This is a genomic window from Chitinophaga filiformis (genome assembly GCF_900102545.1).
Lineage (GTDB): Bacteria > Bacteroidota > Bacteroidia > Chitinophagales > Chitinophagaceae > Chitinophaga > Chitinophaga filiformis.
The window spans coordinates 1,350,258-1,364,708 of record NZ_FNBN01000001.1; the positions used below are offsets into that span (position 1 = coordinate 1,350,258).

Annotated in this window: 9 protein-coding genes; 8 read left to right on the forward strand and 1 reads right to left on the reverse strand. The window is 47.8% G+C overall.

What is annotated here, in order from left to right; translation table 11 throughout:
• The first annotated feature begins 29 nt into the window (after positions 1 to 29).
• The 6 genes from BLR32_RS05565 to BLR32_RS05590 all read left to right on the forward strand — a co-directional run bounded on the left by BLR32_RS05565 (position 30) and on the right by BLR32_RS05590 (position 9,655).
• Positions 30 to 494, forward strand: a complete 465-nt coding sequence (locus BLR32_RS05565; RefSeq protein WP_245705363.1) for a ribosome maturation factor RimP — start codon at positions 30 to 32, stop codon at positions 492 to 494.
• 22 nt (positions 495 to 516) lie between these two features.
• Positions 517 to 1,764 (forward strand): transcription termination factor NusA, encoded by a 1,248-nt coding sequence (gene nusA, locus BLR32_RS05570; RefSeq protein WP_089829347.1) that lies wholly within the window; start codon positions 517 to 519, stop codon positions 1,762 to 1,764.
• A 123-nt stretch (positions 1,765 to 1,887) separates the two neighbouring features.
• Complete coding sequence (gene infB / locus BLR32_RS05575) at positions 1,888 to 5,490, forward strand: translation initiation factor IF-2 (protein ID WP_089829349.1); 3,603 nt, start codon at positions 1,888 to 1,890, stop codon at positions 5,488 to 5,490.
• 90 nt (positions 5,491 to 5,580) lie between these two features.
• Positions 5,581 to 6,966, forward strand: coding sequence for a peptidylprolyl isomerase (locus tag BLR32_RS05580; RefSeq protein WP_089829351.1), 1,386 nt, complete (start codon positions 5,581 to 5,583; stop codon positions 6,964 to 6,966).
• A 254-nt stretch (positions 6,967 to 7,220) separates the two neighbouring features.
• Positions 7,221 to 8,948 (forward strand): amidophosphoribosyltransferase, encoded by a 1,728-nt coding sequence (locus tag BLR32_RS05585; protein WP_245705364.1) that lies wholly within the window; start codon positions 7,221 to 7,223, stop codon positions 8,946 to 8,948.
• A 206-nt stretch (positions 8,949 to 9,154) separates the two neighbouring features.
• Positions 9,155 to 9,655 (forward strand): SixA phosphatase family protein, encoded by a 501-nt coding sequence (locus BLR32_RS05590; RefSeq protein ID WP_089829355.1) that lies wholly within the window; start codon positions 9,155 to 9,157, stop codon positions 9,653 to 9,655.
• Positions 9,656 to 9,657: 2 nt separating this feature from the next.
• Here the strand turns inward: BLR32_RS05590 and proC are convergent, their stop codons facing one another.
• The gene (gene proC, locus BLR32_RS05595) at positions 9,658 to 10,458 is read right to left on the reverse strand and encodes a pyrroline-5-carboxylate reductase (protein WP_089829357.1); all 801 of its coding nucleotides are present in this window, start codon (positions 10,456 to 10,458) and stop codon (positions 9,658 to 9,660) included.
• 75 nt (positions 10,459 to 10,533) lie between these two features.
• Between proC and BLR32_RS05600 the strand changes: the two genes are divergently transcribed.
• Together BLR32_RS05600 and BLR32_RS05605 are read left to right on the forward strand one after the other, a co-directional pair.
• Positions 10,534 to 11,052 carry a thermonuclease family protein gene (locus BLR32_RS05600; RefSeq protein WP_089829359.1) on the forward strand — a complete coding sequence of 173 codons (519 nt, stop codon included), beginning with the start codon at positions 10,534 to 10,536 and terminating at the stop codon, positions 11,050 to 11,052.
• A 70-nt stretch (positions 11,053 to 11,122) separates the two neighbouring features.
• Entirely contained in the window at positions 11,123 to 14,434 is a 3,312-nt protein-coding gene (locus BLR32_RS05605) for a DEAD/DEAH box helicase (RefSeq protein WP_089829361.1), read from the forward strand.
• The last annotated feature ends 17 nt before the right edge of the window (positions 14,435 to 14,451 follow it).

Sequence of the window (14,451 nt, forward strand, 5' to 3'; positions counted from 1 at the left end):
GGACTGAGCGGTCCCCTTCTCGTTTTTTTATGGCAAACGAACAAGTGATAACAAACATCCGGGACATGGCGGCAGAAATGCTTGCTCCCTATCCGGAATACTTCGTAGTAGATGTGCGGATAAAGCCCACAAACAACGTAAAACTCTTTGTAGACGGGGATAATGGCGTACCGGTAGATAAGCTGGTCGCATTTAACCGGAACCTGTACACCCGGCTTGAAGGTGCCAATTTGTTCCCCGACAACGATTTTTCCCTGGAAGTATCCTCTCCTGGATTGGATGAACCGCTGAAACTTCACCGTCAATACGTTAAAAATATTGGTCGCAAAGTAGCCGTTACTTTATTGGATAATTCCGAAAAAGAAGGCAACCTGCTGTCTGTTACAGAGGACAAGGTAACTATTGAGGAGTTGGTAGGGAAGAAGAAAGAGAAAAAAATAACTGAAATAAATTTAATTGAAATCAAGCACACGAAGGTGTGCATCGTGTTTTAAAATATAATAATATAACCGAAACATGGCTAGTATTAACCTGATTGAGTCATTCACGGAGTTTAAGGAGGCGGAAAACATTGACCGCCCGACGTTAATGAAAGTGTTGGAAGATGTGTTCAAAACTCTTCTCCGTAAAAAGTATGGCTCTGATGAGAATTTTGACGTGATTGTAAATACTGAGAAAGGTGACCTGGAAATTTTACGCCGCCGTACCATTGTAGCAGATGGCGAAGTGGAAGATGATAATGCCCAGATTGCTTATTCTGAAGCCATTTTAGTTGAACCGGACTATCAGGTAGGGGAAGATCTTTACGAAGAAGTGGAGATCATGGATTTTGGCCGCAGGGCTATCCTGGCGGCGAAGCAAACCCTCTCTGCCCGTATCGGTGACCTGAAAAAGAACATTCTTGTAAAGAAATATGCTGACCGTGTAGGAGAAATTGTAACAGGTGAAGTGTACCAGGTATGGAAAAAAGAAGTTTTATTGCTTGATGATGAAAGGAATGAGTTAATTTTACCTAAATCTGAACAAATTCCTACCGATTATTTCAAGAAAGGGGAAAATGTAAGGGCAGTAGTGAAAAAAGTGGAGATGAAGAATAATGCTCCGCTTATCATTCTTTCCCGCACCCATCCGACCTTCCTGGCTAAATTGCTGGAAATTGAAGTTCCCGAGATCTTTGACGGCCTAATCGTAATCAAGAAAATCGTACGCGAACCTGGAGAAAGAGCTAAAGTGGCTGTTGAATCCTATGACGACCGTATTGACCCTGTCGGAGCCTGTGTGGGTATGAAGGGTAGTCGCATACATGGGATTGTACGTGAGCTGCGTAACGAAAACATAGATATCATTAACTATACCTCCAATATACAATTGTTGATCCAGCGTGCATTGACGCCCGCAAGGATCAGCCGTATGGAAGTGGATAATGATAATAAATATGCATCTGTTTTCCTCAAGGCAGACCAGGTGTCCCTGGCAATCGGTAAAAAAGGTGTCAATATTAAACTGGCCTGCGAATTGACGGGTTATGAGATTGATGTCTTCCGTGACGAAGAGCAGGAACAGGCTGAATATGACATCGACCTGGGAGAATTCTCAGATGAAATCGAAGAATGGGTACTGGATGAACTCAAACGTATTGGTTGTGACACTGCCCGCAGTGTACTCGACCTGACTGTAGAAGAACTTGTACGCCGTTCAGATCTTGAAGAGGAAACAGTAAAAGAGGTAAGAAGAATACTACAGGAAGAATTTGATAAAGAGTAGGTTCACTCCACAACTTCCCCGGGATGTGGGCTTGCTTGACCGAAAGTATTTTTAGTTATTGTTAATTGTTAAAAAGGAGTCCCGTTAGCTAACGGGAAAAATGGGGAGGCCCGAGATTACAATATGCCTGAAGTAACAAACAACACGCCACGATTGCTGGCTGCAGCCAAGGAGTTCAATATTGGTAAGGAAACGCTGATCGATTTCCTTGCTAATAAGGGCTATGATATGGGGGGCTTTGGCTCACCCAATGCCCGTCTTACGTCCCAGATGTATGCAGCTTTGCAGTCCGAGTTCCAGCAGGACAAGGCTAACAAACGCAAAAGCGACCAGATAGCCCTGCCTAAAGGAAGTGTGTTAGATGCAATGAAGAAGAAAGAGAAGGAAGAAGCAGAGGCAGCAGCCAAGAAGAAAGAAGCAGCTCCTAAAGAGGAACCCACACCCGCGGCCGCAGTTGAAGCGCCTAAGCCTGAACCCAAACCAGAACCAAGGCCGGAACCTAAGGCAGAGCCTAAGCCCGAACCTAAACCGGAGCCTAAGCCTGAACCTAAACCCGAGCCAAAACCGGTACCGGTAGCGGAAGAAAAACCTGTTGTCAAAACAGAAGAAGCTCCTAAAGAGCCTGTCGTAGCTCCTCAACAGCCTGTTGCTGAGAAAACGCCTCCTCCTGTACAGACACAACCGGAAACTCCGGAAGTTACTAAAACAGACGCTCCAAGGATCAATGGTCCGAAAGTGATCGCCACTATTGACCTGGATGCATTAAATAAACCTAAGAGACCTCCTACGCCACCAGCACAATTCAAAAAGCCGGAACAGGAGGAGAATCCAGTTGTTGCAAAACAACCGGAACAACCTACTGCCAGCGAGAAAGACAAGGTAAAAGAACCTGCTCCGCAAACTCCGGCACAACCGCAACCCGTTGCACAGCAACAGCCTCCGGTAGAAGCAGCCAAACCTGCCCAACCTGAAGCCAAACCGCAGCAACCCGTTCAGCCAGTACAAAACGTACAACCAGTACAAGAAGAAAAAACAACGACACCTGCTGCTGAAAAACCTGCTGTCCCCGCTGTGGAAGAGAAACAAGCGCCGGCAGCCGAAAAATCGGCAGCTGCTCAGGAAAAAACTAAAGAACCGGCAGAAGCGAAAGAACAACAACCCGCACAGAAACCGGCCGCACAGCATATGGACGAAGTTGCAGCAGACATTGCATCAGACCAGGAGGATAACGGTGGAACAGCCGTTATTGAAAATATACAGGCCGAAAAACTCACCGGTCCTAAAGTGATCGGAAAAATTGAGTTGCCTGTACATTCAGAAAGACGCGACAACAAGGGTAACAGTAATTTCAACCGCGGTGGCGGCGGCAATAACAACAATGCCGACAACAACCGCAAGCGGAAACGCATTATCGTTGAAAAGAAACCTGAACCTATCCAGCCAGGCGATCTTTCAAAAGGTGGTAACACCGAAAACCGCGGCCCAGGTAACCGTGGTGATTTCAACAGAGACAACCGTCAGGGTGGTAACCGCGATAACCGCGACAACCGCGATAATTCCAACAGACCAGCCGGTGGTCCTAGCAGACCACACGCCGCACCTAACCGCGATGGCCGCCCAGGCGGACCAGGTGGTAACCGTCCAGGTGGTGGACAGCAGCATGGCGGTGGTAACCGTCCAGGAGGCGGACCAGGTGGTAACAGACCAGGCGGTGGACAACATGGTGGCGGTAACAGACCCGGTGGCAACTTTGGTAACCGTCCCGGTGGCCAGGGTAACTTCAACCGTGATCGTGACCGCGACAGGAAGCCTGAAGAGAAAGAAATCGATAAGAACGAAATCCAGAATAAGATCAAGGAAACCATGGCCAAAATGACTGGCGGTGGTAACCGTGGTAAGAACACCAAAGCTAAACAACGTCGTGAGAAACGCCACGAGCTCGCAGAGCAAATGGCTAACCAGGGCGCTGAAAGCAACAAACTCCAGGTAACAGAGTTCGTATCTGTAAGTGAACTCGCTAACCTGATGGATGTAAGCTTTGCTGAAGTGATCTCAAAATGTATGGGACTCGGTATCATGGTGTCTATCAACCAGCGTCTGGACGCAGAGGTGATAGAACTGGTAGCAGGAGAGTTCGGATATGAAGTAGAATTTATCGGAGTAGATGATGCGGATGAAATAGAAGAAGAAGAAATCACTGATAATGAGGAAGATCTGATCCCAAGAGCACCTATTGTGACCATCATGGGTCACGTAGACCATGGTAAGACCTCCCTGCTCGACTATATCCGTAATGCAAACGTAGTATCAGGTGAAGCCGGGGGTATCACCCAGCACATCGGTGCCTACCAGGTAGTTACTGCGTCCGGTAAAAAGCTCACCTTCCTGGATACTCCGGGTCACGAAGCCTTTACCGCGATGCGTGCCCGTGGTGCCAAAGTAGCGGATATCGCCATCATCGTAATCGCAGCAGATGACGCCATCATGCCACAGACACGTGAAGCGATCTCCCACTCACAGGCTGCAGGCCTGCCAATGGTATTCGCTATCAACAAAGTGGATAAAGACGGCGCTAATCCTGAAAAGATCAAAGAACAGCTGGCAGGTATGAACCTGTTGGTGGAAGACTGGGGTGGTAAATACCAGAGCCAGGAAATTTCTGCCAAGAGCGGTCTGAACATAGACGTCCTGCTGGAAAAAATACTCCTGGAAGCAGAATTACTCGAACTGAAAGCTAATCCTAACAGAGAAGCTTCCGGTAGTGTGATCGAAGCATCCCTCGATAAAGGCCGTGGTTATGTAGCTACCGTACTCGTACAGAGCGGTACCCTGCATCAGGGCGATACTATCGCCTCCGGTTCTCACTTCGGTAAGATCAAGGCGATGTTTAACGAGCGCGGCCAGCGTGTTGATTCCGTAGGACCATCTTCACCGGTACAGGTGCTGGGTCTGAACGGCGCGCCGCAGGCGGGTGAGAAGTTCCGCATGTTCGAAGATGAATCCGAAGCAAAAGAAGTGGCTAACCGCCGTGCCCAGATCATCCGTGAACAGGGTATCCGTACCAAGAAACACATCACACTGGATGAGATCGGACGTCGTCTTGCACTGGGTAACTTCAAACAGCTCAACCTCATCATCAAGGGTGACTTTGACGGTTCTGTAGAAGCGCTGAGCGACTCCCTGCAGAAACTGTCTACCGAAGAGATCGTAGTAAGCGTGGTACACAAAGCAGTAGGTCAGATCACAGAATCCGACGTATTGCTGGCAACTGCATCCGACGCGATCATCGTAGGTTTCCAGGTACGTCCTTCTTCTCAGGCATCCAAACTGGCAGAGAAAGAGAACATCGAGATCCGTACTTACTCCATCATCTACGACGCTATCGACGAGCTGAAGAGCGCGATGGAAGGTATGCTGGAGCCGAAGATCGAGAAGAAAGTGGTAGCCAACGTAGAGATCCGCGAAACTTACCGTTTCGACAAGGTAACCGTAGCAGGTTGTTTTGTACTGGACGGAAAGATTACCCGCAACACCCGTGTAAACCTGGTGCGCGAAGGTATCGTAATCTACACCGGCGAACTCGCCTCTCTGAAACGCTACAAGGATGACGTGAAGGAAGTTGCCTCCAACATGGAGTGTGGTCTGAGTATCAGAAACTATAGCGACCTCAAGGTGGGCGATATAGTGGAAGGCTTTGAAGAAGTAGAAGTTAAGAGGACTTTATAATATCAGTATAAACTTTTGTTAAAAAGATAAGCCGCCCAATAGCGGCTTATTTTTTATTGGCTATTTTTGAATTTCACTGCACTCGTTAACATGAATAAAATTTTTGCACTTTCTGCGGGTACTTTACTCTTTTGTCAGGTAGCCGTAGCCCAGCAGAAAATGGTAGCTGATAAAATTGCAGCTATCGTGGGGGATAAAATCATTCTCAGATCAGACATTGAAGGCGAGATGGTCAATCTGCAGCGTTCCACGCCAGATGGTACCATACCACCCAATGCCCCCTGTATGATAATGGAACAGATCATTGCCCAGAAGGTAATGGTGATGCAGGCAGAAAGAGATAGCTTGCCCGTAAGCGAACAGGATGTGGACGGCCAGATTGACAACCGTATCCGTTACTTCGAAGACCTCTATGGCAGCCGTGAGAAAATGAAAGAGGTAACAGGATATTCCATTTACCAGCTGCGTGAGCGCTTCCGCCAGCCTATTAAAGAAGGGCTGCTGGCAAAGGCGATGCAGGACAAAATCACGGGTTCAGTAAAGGTGACTCCCTCCGAAGTAAAGAAATATTTCGACGCTATTCCTAAAGACAGTCTCCAGTTCTACGAATCTGAACTGGAAATCGGTCAGATCGTAATACTGCCCAAAGCTACCAAGGAAATGGACCAGTATGCAATAGACCGCCTGCTGGAATTCAAGAAACAGGTGCAGGATAAAACCAGCGACTTCGGACGTCTGGCAATACTTTACTCAGAAGATCCAGGTGCCAAGGAAAATAAAGGGGTATACATCCTGAACCGTAATGACAAACAATGGGACCCGGACTTCCTGGCGGCATCCTTCCGTCTGAAAGAAAACGAGATCTCCTCTCCAATAAAAAGTCAGTTCGGTTACCACCTGATCCAGTGTATCAAACGCCAGGGCGACAACATCACCGTACAGCACATCCTGCTGAAACCGAATGTGACCCGTAACGATCTGTCAGAGGCAACCAAAAAACTGGATAGTATCCGTCTCCTCATTCTGGATGGAAAAATGACATTTGGTGAAGCCGTTGTAAAGTACAGCGATCTTCCGATGGCTAAATTTGACGGCGGTATGCTGCAGAACAGAATGAACGGTAGCACCCTGATCACTATCGACCAGCTGGATCAGCCTTCAGAAAGAGATATCGTGCTGCTGCTGGACACCCTGAAACCAGGAGGCATTTCCAGACCAATGCCTTATGTGGATGATCAGCCAGGTGGCCGCAGTGGTGTACGTATTATCTATCTGAAAACACGTACCAACCCTCACCGGGAAAATATGACAGACGATTATGCCCGTATCCAGCAGCGCACCCTCCAGCTGAAACAACAGGAGGCCCGCGATAAATGGCTAAGGGAGAAGATACCAACATACTACATCCATGTGGAAGACGAGTTCAAACAGTGTAACCACATCGCCCAATGGATGGGAAGTATAGCAAAACAATAACACATATAATACAATAGCAATCCCCGGTATAAATATACCGGGGATTGTTGTTTCAGGGACTACCCTGCATTTATCATTGAGCGTTGGGGGTTCCGCTTTTTACCCGTAACTTTGCGCCTTCAATTCTAATAGGGATGAGTGATGCCATAAAACATGAATGCGGACTAGCGTTTATCAGACTTAGAAAGCCGTTCTCATATTACCAACAGAAATACGGATCAGTTTTCTACGGCCTCAACAAGTTGTACCTCCTCATGGAGAAACAACATAACCGCGGACAGGACGGAGCAGGTATAGCCACAGTAAAGTTGAACACAGAACCGGGAGTACCATTCATGCATCGCCTGCGAAGCAGCGCACCGCAAGCCATCGGAGATATCTTTGCCAAGGTCAGAGACGAAATAGACGAAATAGAAAAATACCAGCCGGAAATCACCAAGTACCCTGGCCTCATGAAAGGCCACATACGTTTTCTCGGAGAGCTGATGATGGGTCATCTCCGCTACGCCACCCAGGGCAAGAATAACGTAGAACTCTGCCACCCTTTTGTACGTCACAATACCATTCCTGCACGCAACCTCGCCCTTGCCGGTAACTTTAACCTGGTGAACGTAGATGAACTGTTCAAGTTTGTAAACGTGGAACCGGGAGAAACACACCGCAACAGCGACCTTGCTGCTATGCTGGAAGTATTGCACCACTTCCTCAGTAAGGAAGACGAAGAAAGACGCAACGGGCTGGATGTGAAAAATATCCTCCAGCAGGCATTTTCCATGTTTGACGGAGGTTATCACGTGTGTGGACTGATCGGTAGCGGAGACGCATTCGTTATGCGCGACGCCCACGGTATCCGTCCATCTTACTATTATATTAATGAGGATGTCATTGTTGCTGCATCTGAACGTGCCGCTATCCGCACAGCGTTCAATGTAGGAGAGAATGAAGTACTGGAGCTCATGCCGGGTAATGCCCTGATCGTTAAGGAAAACGGGGAATACAGCGTAGAGCAGATCCTCGCACCAAAAGAGCGCCGCGCCTGCAGCTTCGAGCGTATCTATTTCTCCCGCGGAAATGACGAAAAGATCTATAAAGAGCGTACCGCTTTAGGATACCACCTGTCTGAAACTGTGCTGAAAAGCATAGACAATGACCTGCGTAATACCATCTTCTCTTTCATTCCCAATACAGCTGAAATTGCCTTTTATGGTATGCTTAAAGGACTGGAAGATTATCTGAATAAGATAAAAGTAGAACGTATCCTGTCATGGGGTAAAGACTTTGACGAAGAGAAACTGACGGAAATGGTGAACCGCCGTATCCGTATAGATAAAATAGCCATCAAGGACGTGAAAATGCGCACCTTCATTACCGCAGACACCAGCCGTAATGAGATGGTACAGCACGTTTACGATATCACTTATGGTACCGTACGCCCGGGTATAGATACTCTGGTGGTAATAGATGACTCCATTGTGCGTGGTACCACGCTTCGTGAAAGCATCATCAGGATGCTGGACCGTCTGGGACCAAAACGTATCATCGTGGTATCGTCTGCGCCGCAGATCCGCTATCCGGACTGCTATGGTATCGACATGAGTAAAATAGGGGATTTTGTAGCCTTTAAGGCAGCTATCGAGCTGTTAAAAGATCACGGCAAGGAACACATCCTGCAGGAAGCCTACGGCCTCTGCATGGAACTGCAACGCACCAATACCCTGCATGCACAGAACGTTGTCAGAAACATTTATAAGCCGTTCACAACAGCTGAAATCTCAGCGAAGATCGCCGAGATCATTACTCCTTCTGATATCAATGCTAAAGTGGATGTGATCTACCAGTCCATCGAAAGTCTGCACCAGGCTTGTCCGAACAACCTGGGAGACTGGTACTTTACCGGCAACTTCCCGACGCCAGGCGGTAACCGTGTAGTGAATAAAGCATTTATGAACTACATGGAAGGTAAAAACGAAAGAGGATACTAAAAATATAAAAGGGCTCGTGTAAAACGGGCCCTTTTTTTATGGAGATGTCTATTATTAAATTTCCTTTAAATCCGCTGTTCCCTGCCCCGCAGAGCCTCCTGTATAACACTTACTTTCAGTAAAATCCGTAAATTAGTTAGTATTAAATAAGAACTAACTCAAACCGGAACAGCAATCTCTTGTTGCTACATAATAACATTGTTGTTATGAAAACATTATTACTTATCCGTCATGCCAAATCAAGCTGGAATGACCCCGACGTAGACGATTTTGACAGGCCTCTCAATAAACGCGGCAAACAGAACGCCCCGGAAATGGCCCATCGTCTCTCAAGCCGGGGTATTATGCCAGAGCTGCTTATTGCCAGTCCTGCAAAACGTACCAAAAGTACGGCGCGGCTCATGGCGAAAGAGTGGCACTATGACAAAGACGCTATCCTGCTGGAGGAGGAACTGTACCTGTGTTATGCCTCTACCTTTCTGAAAGTGATCACGAAGATTGACGACGACATAGATACAGTAGCCCTGTTTGCGCACAATCCAGGTATTACGGACTTTGCCAATTATGTAACCCAGGAAATCAGGATTGATAATATTCCCACCTCAGGTGTATTTGCTGTCCAGGCAAATATTCAATCGTGGAAAGACTTTGACAGAGCCAGGAAGTCCTTCCTTTTCTTTGATTATCCCAAACAGGAAGTTGTCTGACGTTAATCCTTGGCTATCTTATTGTATGAAACAGTAATCCCCTTTATCAATGAGGAGCTGAACCCCTGATGTTCCATCTCGTTAAGGCCGGCAATAGTACAGCCTTTAGGAGTGGTCACCTTGTCTATTTCCTCTTCCGGATGACGATTTTCCTTGATCAGCAGTTGCGCAGCGCCTTTTACTGTCTGCGCTGCGATGAGATTTGCTGTACGGGCATCAAAGCCGATCTCAATACCGCCCTGTATGCTGGCCCTGATGAAGCGTAATGCATAGGCAATACCACAGGCGCCCAGTACGGTGGCTGCTTCCATCAGTTTTTCGTCGATGCTTACCGCCACGCCCAGCTGATTGAACATCTCTGTTACATAGGCCTCCTGCTGTTGAGACACATTTTTATGGCAGATACAGGTCATGGACTCCTGTATAGCAATAGCTGTATTGGGCATAGCACGTACTACCGGCATACCGGCACCTGCTATATCTTCCAGGTCGTTGATAGAAACCCCCGTTATTACACTGATCAGCATATGACGGGAAGGATCGAAAGCAGCTTTTACCTGCGACAATACTTCTCTGACATTATACGGTTTCAATGCCACTACAATGACCTCAGCACCCCGTATTGCCGCTTCATTATCAGAAATTGTTTGTACTCCTAATGATTGTAAATCGCTTAATGAAGCAAGATGACGTTTGGTCACAGTCAGGTCTGCAGGCGTTGAAAACCCGCTCTTTAACAGCCCCTGTGCTATCGCTTTTCCCAGATTACCACCTCCGATGATGGCTATTTTCTTGTTAGACATGTTCACTTATTACTTTAAATCCTTCGGAAGGTAGAACAAAAATTTGTTACTTCGCATCCCTAAATCCAGCGTGCAATGACGAAAGTATTTTATTGTGTGGTCTCATGTCTTATCCTATGCCTGTTTACTCAAATAACCAATGCGGCCAAGCCGCCAAAGAAAGTGAAAGGAAAAGTGGTCCGCGTGATAGATGGAGATACATTTGAACTGCTGGTCAATAAAACTACTTACAAAGTCCGCTTAAGCGCTATCGATGCGCCTGAAAAAGGACAGGATTTCTACCAGAGAAGTAAACAGGCCCTGGCAGATATGTGCTTTAATAAAACGATCACGGTAGAACTGCTGCGCAAAGATCAATATCAACGCTGGATAGGGGATGCATACAATACAGATGGCCAGTATATCAATGGCAGAATGATCTCTGACGGATATGCATGGCATTACACTGAATATTCGAAAAGCGCACCACTGGCAGCAGCGCAGGCAACTGCCAAAAGACAGAAAATAGGTTTGTGGTCACTCTCCAAACCTGAAGCGCCATGGCTGTTCAGAAAAGAAAAACGAAAAGACAAGTCACATCGTAAAGCTGCTTAGGCTTTTTACTTATATTGCTGATTACTTCATCGTTTACAATTTCTAATGATTGTTGACCTGCTTGTTGAATATGTCAGTGAATAAGCTCAATGCACCAACACACCATCTTAGCGGCCAGGCTTTTTATATGCGTCTGCAGGAAGCAGCCAACAGGATATCTCCGACAGAAACGCTGCGACAGCTCCGGCACTTGCTGGAACAGCTTTTCCGCTATCTTACAAAAGAAGAAACCCGCAGTTTCGGCAACCTGTTTGCCCGTATGCAATTCTTCTTCGATAAATATCCCGTTCCTGCCACTTTACAGGAGCAACTCACTGCGCTGCGCATTCATACACACAAAGCCGTTATTGGAACACTGACTGCAGATACCGAATTATCGCTCGTCTGCATACAGACCATGGCGAATACCATACAGCACTTCTGTGAAGTGCCTGTTCCGGAAATACTCACGCAACTTTGTCTTCCCGTACAGGGAAGTACCCTGGCTTATACGACTCAGCTTTCAGCAGCGTTGGTACCACAACTGAAATGCCTCGTTACCGCGATTGGTCCTTTACAGAAAAGACCTGATCAGGCGCCGTATTTCATGCTGGACTGCCGCAATGACGATCTGGGAACATTTCAGTTAATGATCTCTGAAAGTGTACAGCCGCATACTACACTTTTGCATACCCAGTTACGTGCTTATGACACCGTGCACATACTGCACTGCAGTAAAACGGAGGCGCCAGGTTTATACGAAGCAGTCAATACCACCCGGATCATTCTTGAACCAGATCTCCTGATAGACATCAGTGACCTAGCAGAATGCTTCGGCAGGCAGGGAGCAGGTAAACTCCTTTACCTGGTAAAAAAGCTGGTACCGCAAACACCCGGTGTGGCGGCATTCAAAGGGAACGTGGTAAACGCCCTGCTGGACAATGTACTGCGCAACCCCGAAATGGACCTGCGACAGTCCTTTGTAGAAGCAGTAGCAGAAAATGTATTGCAGGCGGCTGCCTACGGCCGGGTAGAACTCAACAACATGTTTACCGACATTCGTACGAAACACTGGCCTAATCTGTTGCAGTCAGCGGCAGAACTACATAACCGTCCTGTCAGAATAGAGCCTACGTTTTTCTCTGCCTTATATGGATTACAGGGGCGACTGGATATCCTGGCGGAAGATGATAAGGACCCGCTACGCAAGGAAATCTTTGAGTTAAAAAGCGGCCGTTCTCCGGACTATGGAGCCTGGAAGAACCATGAGATGCAGGTGGTAGGGTATAATCTGTTGCTGCAATCAGCTTTTGGTGATGAGCGCTGTGGCAGTTCTGCTATCTTGTACTCAGCCGCCAATGATACCCCGCTCCGGAATGTAAGCAGTAACCGGCCTGCAGAAAATGAACTGCTGGCTTTGCGTAATGAAGTCGTCTCTCAGCTACTACGGTTGGCTGCGGGGGAATACGACATCCTTGACCAGATCACCACAGAAGCTGCGGAGGGTCTCCCTTCCTTCAGTGCTGTACACTTTACTGCATTCGAAACGGTATATACCACAGCGTCTCCTTTATTGCGTACTTACTATCAGCAGTTCCTGTCATTCCTGCTACGGGAATACCTGCTGGCAAAATGCGGTATGTATTCGGCGCCCGAGCGGGAAGATGACTCAGAAGGCTTTGCCGCCCTCTGGCTATTGTCTGAAGCCGAAAAGCTGGAGCGTTTTAATATCATTCCCGGATTGCAGTTCCGGCATTTCGATGCGGAAAGCAGTACGGTTGTTTTCAATATTCATATTCCGGTCAATCATAATTTCCGTATTGGCGATACTGCCATCATTTACCCCCGGTCTCCGGAGGGCTTATTTCCGCTGCGGCACCAGGTACTGAAGGGTAGGATAGATGCCCTGGGGAAGGACAGCCTTACCTTTTCATTGAACAACCGGCAGATCACGCACGACTTTTTCGGGCAACAGCAGTTATGGGTCATAGAACATGATATCTATGAATCCAATTACTGGGTAGCGGCAACATCCCTGTTTCATGTACTGGAACCCCGGTTTGCTCAGCGGATGGAATTATTGCTGGGACAGCGGGCACCACTCTCCGCGCCACTGAACATACCCTGTCCACAGATGTATAACAGCAACCAGCAGGCTATTTTGCAGGCTGCCCTGGAGGCAAAGGATTATTACCTCATACAGGGTCCTCCGGGTACAGGCAAAACCTCTGCACTGTTGACAGCATTGGTCTCTTCCCTGGTAAGTACCGATAGCCAGACGGTGATCGTTGCTTTCACCAACCGTGCGGTAGAAGAGATCTGCCGGAAACTGGAGGATAAAGGTATCCCTCATCTTCGTATGGGCAGTCGCCGCTCGGCTACGGAGCACCGGCTGCGTCAGTTTTGTCTGAACGGAGATATTGAGGGCGCCGGAAAGTTCATCATGAACCAGCGCGTATTCGTGGGTACGGTAGCTACTATGGCCACACGCCTCCACCTTTTACAGCTACTGGGTGTAAAGATGGATACGCTGATTGCAGATGAAGCATCTCAGCTCACAGAACCCCAGTTATTAGGATTGCTGATGCCTTTCAGGAAATTTATTTTGATAGGGGACCAGAATCAGTTGCCTCCCGTAGTGGCGCAGGCTGACCAGTTCTGCCAGACGACGCAGCCTTTATTGATTGCGCAGGATATTACAGACCTCCGCTGTACGCTCTTCGAACGACTGATCCAGCGTTGTAAGACGATGCAGTGGCGCCATGCATGGGGCATGCTGAATACGCATTTCAGGATGCACAATGATATCGCGTCTCTCATCAACCACTATTACGCAGGCCAGCTCTCGGCAGGTAATCCATTACAATCACTTCCTTATAGTCCAGAAGAACATACAGATACTGATAACTGGTCTCATGTACTTTCCAGAGGACGTACTGTCTTTATACCCAGTCCGCATGAGCCTACATCCAAAATGCACCGTACAGAAGCCCAGCAGGTAGTATCCCTGTTGCGTCATCTCCGGCAGCGGTACGGCCATCGTTTCAGCAGTGAGACGGTAGGAGTCGTAACGCCCTGGCGTACACAGATAAGCCTCATCAGGGAACTGATAGGAAATGATGATGAGCTGCAGGCTATCAATATCGATACGGCAGAACGGTTTCAGGGGGCAGAGAATGATATCATTATCGTATCGCTGGCGGTGTATCACCCCGTTCAGTTGGGGCAGTTACAGAACCTGGGGGCATTTCACTGGGAAGACAGCAGGGTAGAAGTGGACAGGAAGCTGCTGGTAACGCTTTCCCGCGCCAGGCACCAGGTAATCATCATGGGCCATGAGCCTGTATTGAGGGCCAGCAGGCATTATACCGACCTATTGAACACTATCACGAAATGTTCATAAAAAAAGCCATCTGTCAT